The sequence below is a fragment of the Marinobacter vinifirmus genome, assembly GCF_002258215.1.
Lineage (GTDB): Bacteria > Pseudomonadota > Gammaproteobacteria > Pseudomonadales > Oleiphilaceae > Marinobacter > Marinobacter vinifirmus.
Window position 1 is genome coordinate 104,108 of sequence record NZ_NEFY01000001.1, and the last position, 18,334, is coordinate 122,441.

Genomic DNA, 18,334 nt, shown 5'->3' on the forward strand with positions numbered 1-18,334 from the left:
CGTTTTCATTTGTGCAGGCCACGCGCGCAGCGCCAGGGCTTTGCATGGCCCTGATGCTCCGTTGCTATATAAGGAGGCCCCTGGCGCGTGCCACTTGCCTTCTTTGAGCCGTCAGGGGTGTGTATAATCCCGCCAAATCAAATTTTCAGGGTAGTTTCATGGATCGCTTGTTCGAATTCGTTGTTAACCACTACATTCTGGTTTCTGTTTTTGTGGCACTGCTGCTGGCGCTTCTGGTGCTGGAGTCCCGCCGTGGTGGTGCCAAGATTTCCGCCCAGGGTGCGGTGTCTCTGATCAACAAAGACGAAGCCGTAGTGGTGGATATCCGTGACCGCAAAGACTTCGGCGAAGGTCGTATTACCGGTTCTCTGAATATTCCCCTGAGTGGCATCAAGGGCCGTGCCAACGAGCTGAGCAAGCACAAAGACAAGCAGATTATCGTGGTCGACAAGATGGGCCAGCACTCTGCAATGGCGGTCAAGTACCTGAAGGAAGAAGGCTTTACCAACGTGGTGCGCCTGAACGGTGGTATCGCCGACTGGAAAGCCAGCAACCTGCCGCTGGTGAAAAAGTAACAGGGCTTGATCTGATTGCCGATCTGAAGCACTGTTTCACATTACCTGCCGGGGCCTGTGTTTAGACTGTTCCGGCACACGTGACTATAACAACGGGCTGCGCCCGACCTACGAAAACGAAAGGACTGATCATGGCTGAGAACCAGCAAGCCGCAGGCAACGAAAACCAGAACCAACCACAGTTCGCCCTTCAGCGCATCTATGTGAAGGACCTGTCTTTTGAATCACCCAACTCGCCGCTGGTATTCCAGGAGCAGTGGAAGCCGCAGGTGAACCTGGACCTGAACACCGCCCACAACAAACTCAGCGACAACCAGTACGAAGTGGTTCTGTCCCTGACCGTTACCGCCAAGGTGGGTGAGAAGGTCGCCTATATTGTTGAAATCCAGCAGGCGGGTGTGTTCCTGGTAGCCGGTATTGAAGGTGCCCAGCTGGGCCAGATGCTCGGCGCCTACTGCCCGAACATCCTGTTCCCGTACGCCCGCGAGGCCATCGACGCCACCGTTAACCGTGGCAGCTTCCCGGCACTGATGCTGGCGCCGGTGAACTTCGATGCGATCTACGCCCAGGCGCTCAAGCGCAAGCAGGAAGAAGCCGCAGGCGAAGCGAAGGAAGAGCAGACTCACTAAGAGTTCCAGCTTCTTCAGTTAAAAAAAACCGGCTTCGGCCGGTTTTTTTGTGCCCGCTTGATTATGGTCAATAAGTAGTTGACGTAATGCTTAAACAAAACGATAATCGTTCGCGTTCAAATTAAGCGATGGTTATTGTTTATGTGTCGACAAGGGTCTTTGTTTGCTTTGGCTGCCTGCGGTCTGGCCGTGGTCATCCCCCAGGCTGGATGGGGTGCCGAAGCTGGTTATCTTGACGAGTTGGTCGTTACCGGAACACGAACAGAGCGCCAGCTAATCGACACACCGGTGCGCACGGAAGTTGTCACCGCCCGCGAGCTCGAAAGAACTCACGCCCGCAGTCTCAAAGAAGCCCTTGTCAATGTACCTGGGCTGCAACTGCGCGAGATTCACGGAAAGCCTGGCTACGAAGTCTGGTTGCAGGGTGTCGAGGCTGATCGCGTTCTGATCCTGATTGACGGCATGCCCATGACCGCAACAACGGGGTCGTCCGTCGATGTCAGTCAGTTGGCGGTGCTGGATATTGAGCGGATTGAAGTGGTTAAGGGAGCAGTATCCGCTCAGTACGGCAGTTCGGCGATTGGTGGTGTAGTCAACGTGATCACCCGTGCACCGAAAGCTGGACTGGCAGGTAGCTTTTCCGCCGATGCAGGGACATACGGCGATCAGAATCCCTCCGGCGACGAGACCGATCCGGCGCTATACAGCACTCGTGCAACGGTTCAGGGCGGAAACGATCATCTTGCGCTTCGTTTGTCCGCCTCACATCAACACTCCGACGGCGTCGACAGAGAGCCGGAAACCTGGTCTCAACTTGGCGACGAATACGATCGCACAGACCTCAGCCTTCGAGCGGACTGGTTGCCAGCGGACCAGCATCGTATCAGTGCAGCGGTCGCGCGCTTTGAGGAAGACTCGGAGTCACGTTATCGCCTTGGAAACCCGGTAAACCAGAATCAGGGGAAAAACGAGACCGTGGAGCGCACCCGCTTCGCGCTGTCTGGTGACCACGGTCGTGAGGGTGGCGTGCGGGCAGGCTGGTCTGCCGTTCACGAAGTGCTTAACGATGACACCATCAAATACTCACGAATCGAGGATTTTGATGACCGGCGCGCCGAGTCCACTTTGTCGAAAGCGTCTGCGCATTTTGGCGTTCCAGCGCTCGCCAGTCATTACCTTCAGGGCGGTGTGGATGTTACCCGGGAAACGCTGCGTCAAACCAAAGATGGCATTTCGGAGGTTGGCGGCCGAAAAGAGCGAAAGGCACAGGAAATCTGGTTTCAGGATACCTGGATGCCTGTGTCCCGGCTAGAAATTGTGCCAGGCGTGCGATTTCAGAACGACTCTGATTTTGGCAGCCACACGGCACCGAAGATTAACGCCCGTTTCGAGCTTGTTGATAGCGGTCGTCTGAATAGCTTTCTCCGGGGCGGTGTTGGCGCAGGTTACCGGGTGCCAAACCTGAAAGAACGTCACTTCGTGTTTGATCACAGCGCCCTCGGTTACATCGTCAAAGGTTCGGAGGATCTCAAGCCAGAGGAGTCTGTGAGTTATCAGTTGGGCGGTGGCGTGACGTGGGACCGTTCGGCCTGGCTGGAAGCCAACACTTTCTATAACGATATCGAGCAACTGATTCAGACCGCCGACACCGGCGCTGTAAATAACGGCGTGATGGAGTTCCAGTACGAAAATATCGCCGAGGCCCGAACCTGGGGTTTTGAGACTACCGCGGGCTGGGAGCCATCCAGCGACTGGCGTCTCACGGCTGGGTATACCTATACCCGGACAGAAGACAAGCAGACCGGTAACGAGCTTGGCCGGCGCCCGCGTCATCAGGCCAATCTGGGTATTGATGGCCCTTTACTGCTCAACGATTTGTCATGGAGTGCGCGCATCCGTTACCAGGGTGAAGAGTTTGTTGATGCCTCCAACAACGGCAAGTCCCCCGCCTATACCACCGCAGATCTGAAACTGAATTATCAACTCACCGACCAGGTCCGACTCTACGCCGGCGCGGACAATGTCACGGATGAGCAGCGCGATGCCAGCAACTCTGAAGAGGATTTCCGACCGGTTGGCGGGCGGTTTTTGTACGCAGGGCTCAAGGTGTCGTTTGGCAAGTAAGCCCCATAAGACACGTTAAATGAAAGGAGATTGTAATGACGTTTATTGACTCGAGAACACCGTCCCTATTGTTGGTGGCTGCCATGCTCACCGCCTGTGGCGGTGGCGGAGGTGACAAGGATATCAGCGACGCGAGCCAGTCCGGTAACGACACGCCGACAACCGGCACAGATGATCCGGTAAATTCGAACGGTATTACGACCCGCACATTGCCGGCGGCTACCGACACGGTGTATCTCAACCTGGAAACCGGGGAAAGTGTGGAGTCTTCTGAGGACTGGCACATTTCCGCCAACCGGCTAGCGTTTAAGCTGAACAGTGGTGCTTCAGGTAATGGCTCGGTGGGTGGTGCTCTGGCCGTGGCGCAAGACGATTTCTATCAGAACGGCCAGCCCGATTTTAACGTGTTCTCGAACGCAAACCAGAACTCGGAAGAGGAGCACCTGCTCGGTCAGTTCAGTGAGCCCGGGGAGTGGCAGCAGGATGGATTCTCCAGCGCTTTTGGTGAGTCGGCCAACTGGTCGATTTATGGCGCTGGCGGTGTGATCAGTGAAAAGCCGGATGTCGCCTACCTGGTGCGTTCAGCCGAGGGTAACAGTTACGCCCGGATGCGTGTTGTCGACTTTAACTTTCCCACCCGTGCGGGCAACGGCATCGAGGGGTTCAGGTTTGAATTTGAGGTGCAGGGCGCCGGCGAGGCGGTGTTCAGCGGCACCACGATCGCGTTCGAGCCGCCTGCAGGTTTCAACGGCATGGAGGCTTGCTACAACTTTGATGCCGATGCGGTCGAGGATTGCACCACCAGCACCACCTGGGACATACAGGTCGGTTTTTCTGGCAGGGACTGGTTTCTCAAGTCCAACAGCGGCGTGAGCGGCAACGGTAATGGTGGTGCATCAGATCCCATGACTTGGGATGAAGCGGATGCGCTGGATGCGGACCCCGGCGTACCACAGCTTTACGCAACAGACTCCACCGGCGGCGTGTTTTCTGAGCACAGCTGGTATGAATATAACCTCAACGGTGGCCACAAAATCTGGCCGAATTTCCGCACTTACCTGATAAAAACCGATGTTGATAACCCGGCCTCGACGGTCTGGGCTCTGCAGATTGTGAACTACTACAACGAAAGTGGTACCAGTGGTAATCCAACCGTTCGCTGGTTGCCCGTTACTACCGAATAACTAAAAGGAGAGCGTATGCACCACACAATGATGAACCCGGTTGAAGGCCCGCGGCAAGCATTGGCTGCCCGTCTCCAGGCGCTGCTGAAGGATGAGCCCAACCTGCGGGTGCGGCAAATGGCTGACAAGCTCAACGTCAGTGAAATGGAACTGATGCGGATACGCACTGGCGACGCCCTGATTCCGCTGAAAAAAGATTTTCCCGGCATCCTGAAGGCGCTGGAAGCTGTGGGGCCGGTGATGATTCTGACCCGCAACGAACAGGTGGTGCATGAAGTTACCGGCACCTTCAGGGATTTCACCGCTGGCGGTTCCGGCGCTATGGGCCTGGCAGTGGGTGAGATCGATATCCGTGTGTTCTTCAAGGCCTGGGCCTGGGGCTACCGGGTAAAAGAGCAGGTACGGTCCGGGCTGCGGGAAAGCCTGCAGTTTTTTGATAAATACGGTGTCGCCGTACACAAGATCTACCGGGTGGACGACACCGACGGAGCTGCCTGGGATTCGCTGGTCGAGAATTTTGCTGCAGATGAACTGGAACCGTTCATTCCCAATGGCACCCGCCCGGCGACGGAGCGTGCAGACGCCGACAGCATTGATGTTGAAGCCCTGCGGGATGGCTGGAGCAAGCTCAAGGATGTTCACCATTTTGGCGCTCTGCTAAAAAAAACCGGTGCCGACCGCCTGACCGCCCTTGAGCTGCTGCGGGGCGAGTGGGCAACCGAGTTGCAGAGCCCAAAGGACGATATCTGTGATCGCTTGCTGGAACTGCTGCGCGACAATCAGTGCCGGGCGATGATCTTTGTCGGCAACCCGGGCATCGTACAAATCTGGACCGGTCAGGTAGAAAACCTGCGCCGCAGCGGCCCCTGGATGAATGTGCTCGATAGCAGATTCAACCTGCACGTGAATACCGCTTCAATCACCCGTTGGTGGCTGGTTCGTCGGCCCTCCACAGACGGCATCATTACGTCTGTTGAAGCCTTTAATGCCGAGGGCGAGCTGGTTCTTACCGTGTTCGGTGACCGAAAACCGGGTATTCCTGAATCTGAGCACTGGCGCGAGCAGGCCCGCACCCTGGAGGCGCTGTCATGAGATCGCAACTGGCCGGCATCTTGTTGGCTGTGGCGATGGTCTGGCCTGGGGTATGTGCTGCCGCGGATATCCGCTTGGTCACAGCTGATGGGGCCATCACCGAGATTGTCTATCGGTTAGGGCTGGAATCTTTACTGGTAGGGGTGGACACCACCAGTGGTTTTCCGGAAGCGATCGCAGCCCTGCCCAAGGTCGGCTATTTACGGGCACTGCCCTTTGAAGGAGTGCTCGCACTGCAGCCGGATATGCTGATCACCTCTGAGCAGGCCGCGCCGCAAAAGAATCTGGAGCGATTGAGCAAGGCCGGTGTGCAGGTGGAAATTCTGCCCTCGGCCTGGAGTTCCGAGGCGTCTCTGCACCGGGTGCAAACCGTCGGCGGCCTTCTGGGTAAGGAAGCCGAAGCCCGTGCTCTGGTGGCAGACCTGCAGGCCCGGATTGATACCCTGCACAGGTCGGCCGAGGCTCGCGGGTATCGCCCGAAGGTATTGTTTGTGCTGGCGGCCGGCAATCACTCGGTGATGCTGGCGGGCAAGAATACTGCCGCCGAAGCGCTGCTCGATGAAGTGAACGCGGACATCGCCTTTGCCGATCTGGAAGGCTACAAGCCAGCCAGCCGGGAAGCGATTCTGGCGTCACAGCCAGATGCCATCGTGATCGCCGAATCGGTACCCGGGCAGTTTAATATCGACAACTGGCCAGAGTTGCAGTTGCTGGATGCCTGGAAGTCTGGGCACAGGCTGCAGGCTGACAGTATGTTGCTGCTCGGCTTTGGCCCCCGCCTGGTGGACGCGATGGCGGCGGTGAACGAGGTATTGCCGGGTAGGCAGGGTGTGGCTAACCGATGATGTTGACCCCTGCTGGCCGCCTGGATGCGAAGCCTGCGCTGCTGACACTGGGTAGTGTTGCCCTTGCAGTGGCGCTGGTTTCGGTCTCCAGTGGTGCTTACCCTTTGTCAGTCGCCGACATTCTGCGCGTAATAGCCGGTAAGGAAGCCGCCGACCCGGTGGCCTCTATGGTATTTCTGGAAGTGCGGATGCCCAGATTTCTTTTAGGGTTTCTGGTGGGCGCGGTATTGGCAGTCTGTGGTGCCGTTTTGCAGGGGTTGTTTCGCAACCCGTTGGCCGACCCCGGCCTGATCGGGGTGTCGGCCGGTGCCTCGCTGGCCGCGATTGCCGTGATTGTGCTGGGTAATACCTGGCTGGGTGGCTGGCTGGCGCTGACCGGTGACTGGGCCTTGCCCATTGCGGCATTTATTGGCGGAAGCCTGACGGTACTGCTGGCCTGGCGCATCGCTAACCGCTCCGGCCAGACTGCGGTAGCGACGTTGTTGCTGGCGGGCATTGCCATCAACGCTGTGGCTGGCGCCGGTACCGGGCTGCTGACTTTCTACGCCAGCGACGAGGAGCTGCGGTCACTCACTTTCTGGACCATGGGCAGCCTTGGCCATGCCGGTTGGGATGACCTGGTGCTGGGCGCGCCGTTTATGGTGCTGGCACTGGTGCTTGCGCCCTGGCTGGCGCGCCCGCTGGATGCCTTTTTACTGGGCGAGTCGGTGGTTGGCCATCTTGGCTACCGCACCGACACCGTTAAGAAAGTGGCCATTGTGGTGGTGGGGCTTGGCGTGGGAGCGGCCGTTGCAGTCAGCGGGCTGATTGGTTTTGTCGGGCTGGTGGTGCCCCATCTGGTGCGCCAGGCGCTGGGGGCCAGCCACCGAATCGTATTGCCATTCAGCGCCTTGTTGGGCGGCACCCTGCTGGTGGCCGCGGATTCGCTGGCCCGTGTGGTGGTTGCACCTGCCGAGCTGCCCATTGGGCTGATGATGGCGTTGATTGGCGGGCCCTTCTTTCTGGCGCTTCTGCTAAGAACCCGGGTGATGTGATGGTACTGGATATCCGGAATGTGCACGTGAGCCTCGGCTCGACGCCGATTGTGCATGGTGTCGGCCTGAGTGTGGCCGCCGGTGAACTGGTGATGCTGCTGGGGCCGAACGGGGCGGGGAAGTCCACCCTGCTTAAGGCCGTCAGTGGCGATGCCCCCACCCGGGGTGAGATTATTGTGGCCGGGCAATCGCTGGCCGACTGGTGTCCACAGGCACTTTCCCGCCACCGGGGCGTTATGCCCCAGCGGGTTGATATTAACTTTCCGTTAACCGCTGAAGAGGTGGTCCGGCTGGGGCTCTCTGCCAAGTCCCCGGGTCGCGCGGATGAACTGGTGGAACACCTCTTATCTGAGCTTGAAATCAGTCATCTCCGGCATCGGCTGGTGCCAGGATTATCCGGCGGCGAGCAACAGCGGCTGCAACTTGCCCGTGTTCTGGCACAGATTGCCGATACCGAGGGCGACCGACTCTTGCTGCTGGATGAATGCACGTCGGCGCTGGACCCGGCCCATCAGCAGGTGGTACTGCAGCGGGTGCAAAGGCTGGCCCGGGAGCAGGGCGTGGCGGTGCTGGCGGTGGTGCACGATCTGAACCTGGCCGCCCAGTACGCGGACCGACTGGTGATGATGCGGGCAGGGCGCTGTGTGCTCGAGGGTTCAGCCCGGGAGGTACTCACGCCCGAGGTATTAGACGCAGTTTACGGATTTCAGGCTCGGATAGTTGAGTTGCCCGAGGGGTACCCTCTGGTGGTTCCCCTGGGCCAGACACGGGCTCAAACCGCGCCGTTAAAGCCGGTTTGCCGCCAGGCCTCATAAACTACCAGAGCTGCGGTATTGGAGAGGTTGAGGCTGCGGCTTTCCGGGCGCATGGGTACCCGAAGACGGTGTTCGGCGGGCAGCCCGTTGCGCACGTCTTCCGGCAGGCCCCGGGTTTCCGGCCCAAACATCAGGTAGTCACCGTCCCGGAACACTACCTCGTGGTAATGGCGACTTCCTTTGGTGGTGAGACCGAACAGCCGCGAAGGCTGCTCGGTGGCCAGAAAGCTGTCGTAATCCGGATGGATCTTTACCGTAGCGTATTCGCGGTAATCCAGTCCGGCACGCCGCATCTGCTTGTCCTCCAGGGAGAAGCCCAAAGGTTCAATCAGGTGCAGCTGGCAGCCGGTGTTGGCGCAGAGCCGGATGATGTTGCCAGTATTTGGCGGTATCTCCGGCTCATAGAGTACAACGTGCAGCACGTGGCTTAGCGTTCCACGGCCAGTGCTACACCCATGCCACCACCAATGCACAGGGTGGCCAGGCCTTTCTTGGCGTCGCGGCGTGCCATTTCGTGCAGCAGGCTGACCAGGATACGACAGCCGGAAGCGCCAATCGGGTGGCCGATGGCAATGGCGCCGCCATTCACGTTCACCTTGTCGGTATCCCAGCCCATATCCCGGTTTACCGAGATCGCCTGGGCCGCGAAGGCTTCGTTGGCTTCGATCAGGTCCAGGTCGGCTGCGCTCCAGCCGGCCCGCTCCAGGCAACGCTGGCTGGCGGGAATGGGGCCGGTGCCCATGATGGTGGGGTCTACACCTGCATTGGCGTGGGCCTTGATGGTGGCGAGCGGAGTCAGGCCCAGCTCCCGGGCTTTATCGGCACTGCACACCAGAACAGCAGCAGCGCCATCGTTCAGGGATGACGCGTTGCCCGCGGTTACCGAGCCGTCTTTCTTGAAGGCCGGGCGCAGTTTGGCCAGGCTGTCACTGGTAACGCCATCGCGGGGGCATTCGTCTTTAGCGACCACAATCGGGTCGCCCTTACGCTGGGGAATGCTGACCGGAACGATCTGGTCGTCAAAGTAGCCGGCGTTCTGGGCCGCGACCGCCTTTTGCTGGGAGGCGGCGGCAAAGGCGTCCTGCTCTTCACGGCTGATGCCGTACTTCTCAACAATGTTCTCGGCGGTGATGCCCATGTGGTAATCGTTGAAGGCATCCCAGAGGCCGTCGTTCACCATGGTGTCGATCATGCTCCAGTTACCCATGCGCTGGCCGTTACGGCTGTTGGGCAGCACGTGGGGGGCCTGGCTCATGCTTTCCTGGCCACCGGCGATCACCACCTCGGCGTCACCACACTGGATGCTCTGCACCGCCATATGAACCGCTTTCAGGCCGGAGCCACACACCTTGTTGATGGTGATAGCCGGTACTGAACTGGGCAGGCCGGCGTTGATGGCCGCCTGGCGGGCCGGGTTCTGACCGCAACCGGCGGTGAGCACCTGGCCGAGAATGACCTCGCCCACCTGCTCGCCGGCGATACCGGTTTCTTCCATCAGGGCCTTGATAACGGCAGTACCGAGCTGGTCAGCACGCAGGCTGGACAAGCCACCACCAAAACTGCCGACTGCGGTACGTTTTGCGGCAACGATCACGACATCACGCATGGGAAATCTCCGTTGTAGTGGGAAGGCTCGAAACAGGCCCGCCTCGTATGGAACAGATGGCGGGCATTGTAGCGGTAAAGCGCCGGGGCGCCAAAGCCACCATGGTCGGGTAGTGGCTGTGGGCGGTTTACATGTTCAGGCTACGGCCACCGTCAACGCTGATAATCTGGCCGGTTACGAAGGGGGCATCACACATCAGCCAGGTGATGGCGCCGGCGATATCCGTCGGGTTGCCGGTGCGGGCGAGTGGGGTCTTGTCCAGAATGGCTTTTTGATAATTCGGGTCGATTTCGGCGTCGCCCTCCGGCCACAGGATCGCGCCGGGCGATACGCCGTTTACCCGGATAGCCGGCGCTAGGTCCTTGGCCCAGGAGCGGGTGAGGGCGGCGAGGCCGGCCTTACTGGCGCAGTACAGCGGGTGGTCTTTGAGGGGCTTCTCGCTGTAGATGTCGATCAGGTTGACCACCGCACCAGAGCTTTTCTTCAGGGCCGGCAGGCAGTGCTGGAGCAGGAAGAAGGGGGCTTTCAGGTTGGCGCCCATAATCCCCTGCCAGTCGTCCTCCGTGGCGTTTTCCGTGGGGTTGGGGTAGAACACCGACGCGTTGTTCACCAGTCCGTCCAGCCGCTGCCAGTGGTTGCAGGCGGTTTTTGCCAGACGGGCGAGGTCTTCGGGATTGGTCAGGTCCGCCTGCACCGAGGTGGCGGAGTCTGCCCGTTCCCGGTTCAGTTTGTCGATCAGTTGCCGGGCCTGTTCCTGCCGGCTCCGGTAATGGATGACCACATTCCAGCCCCGGCCATGGAGGGTTTCGGCAGTGTGGGCGCCCAGGCGGTGGGCAGCACCGGTGATCAGAGCAACGGGAGCGGCCATAACGACGTCCTCAGGATGATGGATTCAGTACCCGGGTGATACGTGCCAGCCGCTCATTCCGGATTGCTTCGCCGAGCTCTTTGCCCATGAAGCCCTGTTTTAGCAAGTCCTGCGGATTTACACCGGTAGCTTCTCCTGCAGCGGCGTGCAGCTGCTCCAGAAGGCTCTGTTGCGCCTCCGGGAGCGTGCAGGCCAATGTGTCAAGCAGGGCATCGAAACGCTCGCTGCGGCGCCACAGGTCTGCGGCATCCAGCAGCTCCAGGGTATCTTCCGCAGAAAGGCTGTCTGCAGGATGTCGGGACAGTTCGGCCATAAACCGGCATACCAGCCGGCTCATATCCCGGCAATCATTAGGGCTTTTCATGGACTTTGCCCGGGTAATGGCCAGCTCTTCAGGCACGGCGCCCAGGAGGGCGGCGAAGCGCTGGGCGGTGTTGCCCTGCTGGTGGTGAATGCACGCCAGTGCCTTAACGCCGGCCCGGAACACGGTTGCATCCTCCAGCTCCGGAATCAGCACCCCCAAAGCTCCGAGTTCACGGAGTACTTCGAAAAATACGGTGGGTGCGTTTTCGTGCAGTGCCCGCTGGATTTCCTGCCATACCCGTTCCGGCACCAGATGTTCCAGTTCGCCATCGGTAATCATCTGGCGCATTAGGGTCATGGTTTCAGGACAGATGCTGAAGCCCAGCGGATGCAGGCGGGCGGCAAAGCGGGCGGTGCGCAGAATACGCAGGGGGTCTTCGGCAAAGGCTTCGGACACATGGCGCAGGGTTTTGTGCTCAAGATCGGCATGGCCGTCGAACGGGTCCACCAGCTGGCCGTCTTCAGCCTGCGCCATGGCGTTGATGGTCAGGTCCCGGCGCTTGAGGTCTTCCTCCAGGGTAACGTCCGGCGCGCTGTACACGGAAAAACCGTGGTAGCCGCGGCCCTGTTTGCGCTCAGTGCGGGCCAGGGCATATTCCTCGCCGGTTTTCGGGTGCAGGAACACCGGGAAGTCGGCACCTACCTGCTTGAAGCCCCGCGCCTTCATCTGCTCCGGTGTGGCGCCAACCACCACCCAGTCCCGGTCTTTGACCTTCAGGCCCAACAGTTGGTCACGAACGGCGCCGCCTACCAGATAGGTTTGCATGGGAAACCCTGTGTTTAAGCCGGCTCAGACTGCTTCTGTGGCTGCAATATCACGGATCTTGCCAACCATGGCACGCAGGCCGTTACCTCGGGTGGGAGAGATGTGGCGGAACAGGTTGAGTTGTTCGAACAGCTCGTCGATATCGGTAGCGAGCAGGTCGCGGGGTGTCTTGCCGTTCAGGGCCACCAGGATGATGGCGGCCAGGCCACGTACGATGATGGCGTCGGAGTCGATCAGCAGGAACAGTTTGCCACTGTCTTCATCGTAATGGTGGATCAGCCAGACCTGGCTCTGGCAGCCGTGCACGTAGTTCTCTTCGATGCGGGCCTCATCCGGAAACGCCGGCAGCTGTTTGCCCAGGTCCACGATGTAGGCGTAGCGTTCTTCCCAGTCATCCAGGAATTCGAAGGCGTCCAGAACGTCTTCCAGGGTGGTCTTGGTACCGAGAGGGTTCTCGAGAAATTGTTCCTTGCTGGCGGTCATAGCATTCCCAGTTCAAGCTTGGCTTCGTCGGTGAGCATATCGTTGTTCCAGGGCGGATCAAAGGTGAGGTCTACGGTCACTTTGTCCACGTTGGGCACATGCTCTACCTTGGTTTGTACATCGTTGGTGATGACCGGCCCCATGCCGCAGCCAGCCGCGGTGAGGGTCATCTTGATGTACACGTGGTTGCCGTCTTCGGTGCCGTTCTGGATCTGGCAGTCGTAGATCAGGCCCAGGTCCACCACGTTCACCGGAATTTCCGGATCGTAGCAGTTGCGAAGGGCTTCCCACACCTGGTTTTCGTTAACCGTGCCGTCTTCCGGGGTCTCGAAGCTGCTTTCCAGGGGCTGTTTGCCCAAGGCATCGGCGTCGTGGCCTTCAATCCGGGCCAGGTTGCCGTTCACCGCCACGGTAAAGGTGCCACCGAGGGACTGGGTGATGGTCACGAAGGTATCCGACGGAATCATGATTTCCGTACCGGAAGGCACCAGCCGGGCTTCCACTTCGCGCTTTGTCAGTACGACTTCCCGTTCTTGCATGCTCAGTAAGACCTCTATTCAAGCCACCGTAAAACTCTCGCCGCACCCGCATTCCGCCGTGGCGTTGGGGTTGCGGAAGCGGAACAGGGAGTTCACGCCTTCGGTGACAAAGTCGATTTCAATGCCGTTTACCAGGGGCAGGTGTTCCTGCTTTACGTACACATCCACGCCGTCGATGGTAAAAATGCGGTCGTCGGATTCGGGGGTCTCTACCCACTGGGTTTCGTATTTGAAGCCGGAGCAGCCACTCTTTTTGATGGCCAGGCGAATGCCCTTGGCTTCCGGTTTCTTGTCCAGTTGTTTGCGAACGTGTTTGACCGCCGTTGGGGTCATGGTCACGTTCACGGTGTTCGGGGTGAAGACTTCGGCTGTCATGTTTCCACCTCCTCAGGCAAACAGGCGCTGGATCTTCTGCAGGCCGGTGAATAATTTCTCGACCTCTTCCAGCGTATTGTAGAACGCAAATGAAGCCCGGGCTGTACCGGGTACTCCGTAGAAATCCATCAGCGGCATGGCGCAATGATGGCCGGTGCGGATGGCAATGCCTTGCTGGTCCAGCAGGGTGCCGATGTCGCTGGGGTGCAGGCCGGCGATCTTGAACGACATCACCGGCACTTTCTGTTTCGCGGTGCCGATGATTTCCATGCCGGGTACCGTTTCTACCAGTGCGTTGGCGCGGGCCAGCAGGGCGTTTTCGGCGGCTTCCATGGCCTTGCGGTCCAGGCTGTCCAGGTAGTTGATGGCTGCCGCCAGGCCAACCGCTTCGGCGATGGCAGGTGTGCCGGCTTCAAATTTGTAGGGCAGCACGTTCCAGGTGGTACGTTCAAACGACACTCGCTCGATCATCTCGCCGCCACCCTGGTACGGAGGCATCTCTTCCAGCAGTTCAGCGCGGCCATACAGCACACCAATACCGGTGGGGCCAAACAGTTTGTGGGAAGAGAACACGTAGAAATCGCAGCCCAGTGCCTGCACATCCGGCTTGAAGTGGGGCACGGCCTGGGCACCGTCGATCAGGGTGATCACGCCCTGTTTCTTCGCCTGCTCGATCAGTGGCGCGATCGGGTTTACCGTTCCCAGCACGTTGGATACGTGGGTGAGGGCCAGTACCCGGGTGCGTTCATTCAGCAGGCTGTTGAAAGATTCCAGGTCCAGCTCGCCTTCAGGGGTTACCTGTACAGGAATTACCCGGGCGCCGGTACGCTCGGCCACCATCTGCCAGGGCACGATGTTGGCGTGGTGCTCCATATGGCTGACCAGGATTTCGTCGCCGGCTTTCAGGCGCGGGGCCAGGCCGTTGGCCACGAGGTTGATGGCTTCTGTGGTGCCGCGGGTCCAGATAACCTCTTTGGTGCTGGGGGCGTTCAGGAAGTGGCGCACCACTTCCCGGGCACCTTCAAAGGCGGTCGTGGCCCGGTCGCCCAGGGTGTGGGCACCCCGGTGCACGTTGGAGTGCATTTCCCGATAGTAACGGTCCATGGCATCCAGCACGGCGACGGGCTTCTGGGCCGAGGCGCCGTTGTCCAGATACACCAGGGGCTTCCCGTTGATTTCCTGTGCCAGGATCGGGAAGTCGCGGCGGATGCTTTCCACATCAAACGCCGGCGAGGTGGTGTTGGTTGCCACAGACAGATCGGTCATGCCGCTCAGGCCTCCTGAAAGGTTTGATCGAAGAAGTCATTCAACCGCGCCTGGGCGGTGTCGCGCACGGCTTCTACCGGAATCTGCTCGACCAGCTCGTTGATGAATGCCATGGTCAGCAATACGTTGGCCTGCCGGCGACCGATGCCTCGGGAAACCAGGTAGAACACGGAAGTTTCATCCAGCTGGCCAATGGTAGCTCCGTGGGCGCACTTGACGTCATCCGCGTAGATTTCCAGCTCCGGCTTGGTGTCGATCTCGGCACCGTTGGAGAGCAGCAGGTTCTTGTTGTTCATATCCGCGTTGGACTTCTGGGCGTCCTGGTGGATATGAATCCGGCCATTAAACACCGCGTGGGACTGGTCCGCAGCAATGTTGCGGTAGGTCTCTTCGCTGTTGCAGTGGGCGGCTACGTGGTCAATGGAGGTGTGGTTGTCGTAGTGCTGTTTACCCTGGGTAACCACCACGCCATTGAGCTTGGTTTCCGCGCCTTCGCCTTCCAGGCGAACTTGCAGGTCGTGCCGGCGCAGCGGGCCGCCGAAGCCTACGCAGTGGCTCTCGAAGCGGGAGTTGCGCTGTTGCAGTACGCCGGTAGCGCCAATGTGCTGCACAGTTTCGCCTTCCATTGTCAGGCGAATGCTGGTGATGTTGGCGCCATCAGCCAGCTGGAATTCGGTAACGGTATCAACCAGGGCCGCAGAATCGCCTTCGGAAACATAGGCTTCCACCAGCGTCATCTCGCTGTTGGTGCCGGCCTCGACAAAAATGCGCGGGAAGGCAGAGCCGTTCTGGGTGGCCGCGGTTTCATGTAGAATAAACAGTGGCTTGTCCAGCACGGTGTTAGCGGCCAGGCGGATCAGCAGGCCGTCTTCAAAGCGGGCGCTGTTGATCTGGGCAAACTGGGTTTGCTCTGCATCGAGGGTGCTGCCCAGTTTCTGCGCCAGGGAGCTGGCGTCGTCCGCATCCAGGTCGCTGAAGTGCTGAACGGTGATGCCGCCCTGGTCCGGGTACTGGCTGTCGGCGCGGTTGATTGCACCGTTGTTGAGCACAATCCGGTAACCGGGTACGTCCAGGCTGCTGGCCTTTTCGGTAGCCGGCAGCGTGGCGGCCATGTCTTCGGTCAGCTTCAGGTACTTGCTGGAGTATTTCCAGTTTTCGGTTTTCCGGGTCGGCATGGGCATGTCTGCCAGTGCTGCAGCCCGCTCGTTACGCACTGCCAGCAAAGGGTCCGGCAGGGATTGCCCGGCCGGCTGCAGGAAAGCGCCGGAAAGCATAGGTACAGATTTCATTCCGCGGCCTCCTGATCAGTTGCTGGTGTCTTCGTCTTTGATGCCCAACCAGCCGTAACCTTTTTCTTCCAGTTCCAGGGCCAGTTCGCGGCCGCCGGATTTGACGATTCTGCCGCCGGCCAGTACGTGCACGTAATCCGGCACGATGTGGTTCAGCAGGCGCTGGTAGTGGGTCACCATCAGGATGGCGCGGTCTTCGGCGCGCAGGGCGTTGACGCCGTTGGATACGACTTGCAGGGCGTCGATGTCGAGGCCGGAGTCGGTTTCATCCAGAATGGCCAGTTTCGGCTGCAGCAGCAGGGCCTGCATGATTTCGTTACGCTTTTTCTCGCCACCGGAGAAACCTTCGTTGACGCCGCGCTTGAGGAAGGCCGGGTCCAGGTCTACCTGCTTGGAGACTTCCTTCGCCAGCTTCATGAACTCGGCAGCGTTCATTTCTTCTTCGCCCCGGTGCTTGCGCATGGCATTTACGGCGGTGCGCAGGAACTGCAGGTTGCTTACGCCGGGGATTTCCACCGGGTACTGGAATGCCAGGAAGATGCCTTCCCGGGCGCGTTCTTCGGTTTCCAGGTCCAGCAGGTTGTCGCCGTTGAGGGTGACTTCGCCGCTGGTGACTTCAAATGCGTCGTTGCCTGCCAGAACCTGTGACAGGGTACTCTTACCGGAACCGTTCGGGCCCATGATGGCGTGAACTTCCCCGGCTTTGATCTCCAGGTTGATGCCTTTGAGGATTTCTTTGCCCTCAACGGAGGCGTGCAGGTTTTTGATGCTCAGCATTTGTACGCTTCTCTCTTTTTAACCGTCTGAATTCTTTTCCTGCCCCAAGTATGGGGGAGTCAGCCATCAGGGTGTCCCTTCCGGGATACGCTGTGAATACGTCCCTGTACGCTCGACAAAATCATCCCTGATTTTGACGATCCCGGAAGGGACACCCTGACGGCTTCCGTGATACTTGTGTGTATGCCGTCCTGTTAACCAACGGAGCCTTCAAGGCTGACTTCCAGAAGCTTGCCGGCTTCCACGGCGAACTCCATCGGCAACTCCTTGAACACTTCCTTACAGAAACCGTTTACGATCATGGACACCGCCTGCTCCGGGTCGATACCACGCTGACGGCACAGGAACATCTGCTCGTCGCTGACCTTGGAGGTGGTGGCTTCGTGTTCCACGATGGCCGATTTGTTCTTGCTTTCGATATACGGGAAGGTGTGGGCGCCGCAGCGGTCGCCGATCAGCAGCGAGTCGCACTGGGTAAAGTTACGCGCACCTTCTGCACCCGGGCCGAATTTCACCAGGCCACGGTAGGCGTTGGAGCTGCGACCGGCGGAGATGCCCTTGGAGATGATGGTGCTCCGGGTGTTCTTGCCCAGGTGGATCATCTTGGTGCCGGTGTCGGCCTGCTGGTAGTTGTGGGTGAGGGCGACGGAGTAGAACTCGCCTACGCTGTTCTCACCGCGCAGTACGCAGCTCGGGTATTTCCAGGTGATGGCGGAGCCGGTTTCTACCTGGGTCCAGGAGATCTTGGAGTTTTTGCCGATGCAGGCGCCGCGCTTGGTGACGAAGTTGTAGATGCCGCCTTTGCCGTTTTCGTCGCCCGGATACCAGTTCTGTACGGTGGAGTATTTGATCTGGGCGTCGTCCAGGGCGACCAGTTCTACCACCGCTGCGTGCAGCTGGTTTTCGTCCCGCATGGGGGCGGTGCAGCCTTCCAGGTAGCTCACGTAGCTGCCTTCTTCGGCGATGATCAGGGTACGTTCGAACTGGCCGGTGTTGGCGGCGTTAATCCGGAAGTAGGTAGACAGCTCCATGGGGCAGCGAACGCCCTTCGGGATGTAAACGAAGGAGCCATCGGAGAATACGGCGGAGTTCAGGGCGGCGAAGTAGTTGTCGCCGGCCGGGACTACGCTGCCCAGGTATTTCTTCACCAGTTCCGGATACTTCTGTACTGCCTCGGAAATGGGGCAGAAGATCACGCCGGCTTTTTCCAGCGGTTCCTTGAAGGTGGTGGCTACCGAAACGGAATCGAAGACCGCATCAACCGCTACACCGGCCAGCTTGGCCCGTTCGTGCAGGGGGATGCCCAGTTTTTCATAGGTCCGCAGCAGCTCCGGATCAACGTCGTCCAGGCTCTGGGGCATGTCTTCTTTTTTCTTGGGCGCGGAGTAGTAAGAGATGGCGTCGTAGTCCACCTTCGGGAAGTCTACGTGGGCCCACTCCGGCTCGTCCATTTCCAGCCAGCGACGGTAGGCCTTCAGGCGCCATTCCAGCATGAACTCCGGCTCCTGCTTGATCTCGGACAGGCGGCGGATTACGTCTTCGTTGAGGCCGGGCTCGAAGGTGTCGGATTCAATCTCGGTCACGAATCCGTGTTCGTATTCCCGTTTGATCAGCTCTTTCACCTCTTTATCGGTGGTCGCCATGATCGTCGCTCCGTAATTCTCTCATCTGGGGCTTGGTGCCTGAGTGGCGGGGCAGGGCTCT

19 protein-coding genes are annotated in these 18,334 nt (G+C 59.4%); 8 read left to right on the forward strand and 11 right to left on the reverse strand.

The annotated features are described in order from the left end of the window. The first annotated feature begins 158 nt into the window (after positions 1–158). The 8 genes from B9Q17_RS00440 to B9Q17_RS00475 all read left to right on the forward strand — a co-directional run bounded on the left by B9Q17_RS00440 (position 159) and on the right by B9Q17_RS00475 (position 8,298). A complete protein-coding gene (locus tag B9Q17_RS00440; protein ID WP_022989281.1) occupies positions 159–575 on the forward strand; it encodes a rhodanese-like domain-containing protein in 417 nt (138 codons plus the stop codon). A gap of 131 nt (positions 576–706) precedes the next feature. Continuing rightward, positions 707–1,204, forward strand: coding sequence for a protein-export chaperone SecB (secB, locus tag B9Q17_RS00445; RefSeq protein WP_022989282.1), 498 nt, complete (start codon positions 707–709; stop codon positions 1,202–1,204). A 168-nt stretch (positions 1,205–1,372) separates the two neighbouring features. Further along, positions 1,373–3,328, forward strand: coding sequence for a TonB-dependent receptor plug domain-containing protein (locus B9Q17_RS00450; protein ID WP_244177267.1), 1,956 nt, complete (start codon positions 1,373–1,375; stop codon positions 3,326–3,328). 35 nt (positions 3,329–3,363) lie between these two features. Continuing rightward, positions 3,364–4,512 carry an HmuY family protein gene (locus B9Q17_RS00455; RefSeq protein ID WP_094623670.1) on the forward strand — a complete coding sequence of 383 codons (1,149 nt, stop codon included), beginning with the start codon at positions 3,364–3,366 and terminating at the stop codon, positions 4,510–4,512. 15 nt (positions 4,513–4,527) lie between these two features. After that, positions 4,528–5,604: a hemin-degrading factor gene (locus B9Q17_RS00460; protein ID WP_244177268.1), complete on the forward strand. Its 1,077-nt coding sequence runs from the start codon at positions 4,528–4,530 to the stop codon at positions 5,602–5,604. Then, the gene (locus B9Q17_RS00465) at positions 5,601–6,449 is read left to right on the forward strand and encodes a heme/hemin ABC transporter substrate-binding protein (protein WP_244177269.1); all 849 of its coding nucleotides are present in this window, start codon (positions 5,601–5,603) and stop codon (positions 6,447–6,449) included. Before B9Q17_RS00460 ends, B9Q17_RS00465 begins: the two co-directional genes overlap by 4 nt. After that, entirely contained in the window at positions 6,446–7,483 is a 1,038-nt protein-coding gene (locus B9Q17_RS00470) for a FecCD family ABC transporter permease (RefSeq protein ID WP_094623671.1), read from the forward strand. The genes B9Q17_RS00465 and B9Q17_RS00470 overlap by 4 nt, the downstream gene beginning before the upstream one ends. After that, positions 7,483–8,298, forward strand: coding sequence for a heme ABC transporter ATP-binding protein (locus B9Q17_RS00475; protein WP_094623672.1), 816 nt, complete (start codon positions 7,483–7,485; stop codon positions 8,296–8,298). Before B9Q17_RS00470 ends, B9Q17_RS00475 begins: the two co-directional genes overlap by 1 nt. On the opposite strand, the gene trmL is transcribed toward B9Q17_RS00475, so the two are convergent. The 11 genes from trmL to sufB all read right to left on the reverse strand — a co-directional run bounded on the left by trmL (position 8,256) and on the right by sufB (position 18,273). Further along, the gene (gene trmL / locus B9Q17_RS00480; protein ID WP_094623673.1) at positions 8,256–8,720 is read right to left on the reverse strand and encodes a tRNA (uridine(34)/cytosine(34)/5-carboxymethylaminomethyluridine(34)-2'-O)-methyltransferase TrmL; all 465 of its coding nucleotides are present in this window, start codon (positions 8,718–8,720) and stop codon (positions 8,256–8,258) included. The two genes, B9Q17_RS00475 and trmL, sit on opposite strands and share 43 nt — an antisense overlap. Before the next feature lie 5 nt (positions 8,721–8,725). Continuing rightward, positions 8,726–9,904 carry an acetyl-CoA C-acetyltransferase gene (locus B9Q17_RS00485; RefSeq protein ID WP_094623674.1) on the reverse strand — a complete coding sequence of 393 codons (1,179 nt, stop codon included), beginning with the start codon at positions 9,902–9,904 and terminating at the stop codon, positions 8,726–8,728. A 127-nt stretch (positions 9,905–10,031) separates the two neighbouring features. Beyond that, positions 10,032–10,772 carry a pteridine reductase gene (locus B9Q17_RS00490; protein WP_094623675.1) on the reverse strand — a complete coding sequence of 247 codons (741 nt, stop codon included), beginning with the start codon at positions 10,770–10,772 and terminating at the stop codon, positions 10,032–10,034. A 10-nt stretch (positions 10,773–10,782) separates the two neighbouring features. Then, a complete protein-coding gene (locus tag B9Q17_RS00495) occupies positions 10,783–11,901 on the reverse strand; it encodes a tRNA nucleotidyltransferase/poly(A) polymerase-related protein (RefSeq protein WP_094623676.1) in 1,119 nt (372 codons plus the stop codon). Positions 11,902–11,925: 24 nt separating this feature from the next. Next, positions 11,926–12,384: a SufE family protein gene (locus B9Q17_RS00500; protein WP_094623677.1), complete on the reverse strand. Its 459-nt coding sequence runs from the start codon at positions 12,382–12,384 to the stop codon at positions 11,926–11,928. Beyond that, the gene (sufT, locus tag B9Q17_RS00505; RefSeq protein WP_022989288.1) at positions 12,381–12,923 is read right to left on the reverse strand and encodes a putative Fe-S cluster assembly protein SufT; all 543 of its coding nucleotides are present in this window, start codon (positions 12,921–12,923) and stop codon (positions 12,381–12,383) included. Before sufT ends, B9Q17_RS00500 begins: the two co-directional genes overlap by 4 nt. A gap of 18 nt (positions 12,924–12,941) precedes the next feature. Continuing rightward, complete coding sequence (locus B9Q17_RS00510; RefSeq protein WP_094623678.1) at positions 12,942–13,298, reverse strand: HesB/IscA family protein; 357 nt, start codon at positions 13,296–13,298, stop codon at positions 12,942–12,944. 12 nt (positions 13,299–13,310) lie between these two features. Next, entirely contained in the window at positions 13,311–14,564 is a 1,254-nt protein-coding gene (locus B9Q17_RS00515; RefSeq protein ID WP_094623679.1) for an aminotransferase class V-fold PLP-dependent enzyme, read from the reverse strand. A gap of 5 nt (positions 14,565–14,569) precedes the next feature. Beyond that, a complete protein-coding gene (sufD, locus tag B9Q17_RS00520; protein ID WP_094623680.1) occupies positions 14,570–15,853 on the reverse strand; it encodes a Fe-S cluster assembly protein SufD in 1,284 nt (427 codons plus the stop codon). A gap of 15 nt (positions 15,854–15,868) precedes the next feature. Beyond that, positions 15,869–16,630 carry a Fe-S cluster assembly ATPase SufC gene (gene sufC, locus B9Q17_RS00525; RefSeq protein ID WP_022989292.1) on the reverse strand — a complete coding sequence of 254 codons (762 nt, stop codon included), beginning with the start codon at positions 16,628–16,630 and terminating at the stop codon, positions 15,869–15,871. Between the two features lie 194 nt (positions 16,631–16,824). Beyond that, positions 16,825–18,273 carry a Fe-S cluster assembly protein SufB gene (gene sufB, locus B9Q17_RS00530; RefSeq protein WP_058341736.1) on the reverse strand — a complete coding sequence of 483 codons (1,449 nt, stop codon included), beginning with the start codon at positions 18,271–18,273 and terminating at the stop codon, positions 16,825–16,827. Between the last annotated feature and the right edge of the window lie 61 nt (positions 18,274–18,334).

Excerpts from the sequence above, each read along its gene's own strand:
- B9Q17_RS00500 (WP_094623677.1), bottom strand. The coding sequence starts at position 12,384 with ATGACCGCCAGCAAGGAACAATTTCTCGAGAACCCTCTCGGTACCAAG.
- B9Q17_RS00490 (WP_094623675.1), bottom strand. The coding sequence starts at position 10,772 with ATGGCCGCTCCCGTTGCTCTGATCACCGGTGCTGCCCACCGCCTGGGC.
- B9Q17_RS00510 (WP_094623678.1), bottom strand. The coding sequence starts at position 13,298 with ATGACAGCCGAAGTCTTCACCCCGAACACCGTGAACGTGACCATGACC.
- B9Q17_RS00495 (WP_094623676.1), bottom strand. The coding sequence starts at position 11,901 with ATGCAAACCTATCTGGTAGGCGGCGCCGTTCGTGACCAACTGTTGGGC.
- B9Q17_RS00470 (WP_094623671.1), top strand. The coding sequence starts at position 6,446 with ATGATGTTGACCCCTGCTGGCCGCCTGGATGCGAAGCCTGCGCTGCTG.
- sufD (WP_094623680.1), bottom strand. The coding sequence starts at position 15,853 with ATGAAATCTGTACCTATGCTTTCCGGCGCTTTCCTGCAGCCGGCCGGG.
- sufC (WP_022989292.1), bottom strand. The coding sequence starts at position 16,630 with ATGCTGAGCATCAAAAACCTGCACGCCTCCGTTGAGGGCAAAGAAATC.
- B9Q17_RS00440 (WP_022989281.1), top strand. The coding sequence starts at position 159 with ATGGATCGCTTGTTCGAATTCGTTGTTAACCACTACATTCTGGTTTCT.
- B9Q17_RS00455 (WP_094623670.1), top strand. The coding sequence starts at position 3,364 with ATGACGTTTATTGACTCGAGAACACCGTCCCTATTGTTGGTGGCTGCC.
- B9Q17_RS00515 (WP_094623679.1), bottom strand. The coding sequence starts at position 14,564 with ATGACCGATCTGTCTGTGGCAACCAACACCACCTCGCCGGCGTTTGAT.
- B9Q17_RS00465 (WP_244177269.1), top strand. The coding sequence starts at position 5,601 with ATGAGATCGCAACTGGCCGGCATCTTGTTGGCTGTGGCGATGGTCTGG.
- sufT (WP_022989288.1), bottom strand. The coding sequence starts at position 12,923 with ATGCAAGAACGGGAAGTCGTACTGACAAAGCGCGAAGTGGAAGCCCGG.
- B9Q17_RS00460 (WP_244177268.1), top strand. The coding sequence starts at position 4,528 with ATGCACCACACAATGATGAACCCGGTTGAAGGCCCGCGGCAAGCATTG.
- B9Q17_RS00485 (WP_094623674.1), bottom strand. The coding sequence starts at position 9,904 with ATGCGTGATGTCGTGATCGTTGCCGCAAAACGTACCGCAGTCGGCAGT.
- sufB (WP_058341736.1), bottom strand. The coding sequence starts at position 18,273 with ATGGCGACCACCGATAAAGAGGTGAAAGAGCTGATCAAACGGGAATAC.
- secB (WP_022989282.1), top strand. The coding sequence starts at position 707 with ATGGCTGAGAACCAGCAAGCCGCAGGCAACGAAAACCAGAACCAACCA.
- B9Q17_RS00475 (WP_094623672.1), top strand. The coding sequence starts at position 7,483 with ATGGTACTGGATATCCGGAATGTGCACGTGAGCCTCGGCTCGACGCCG.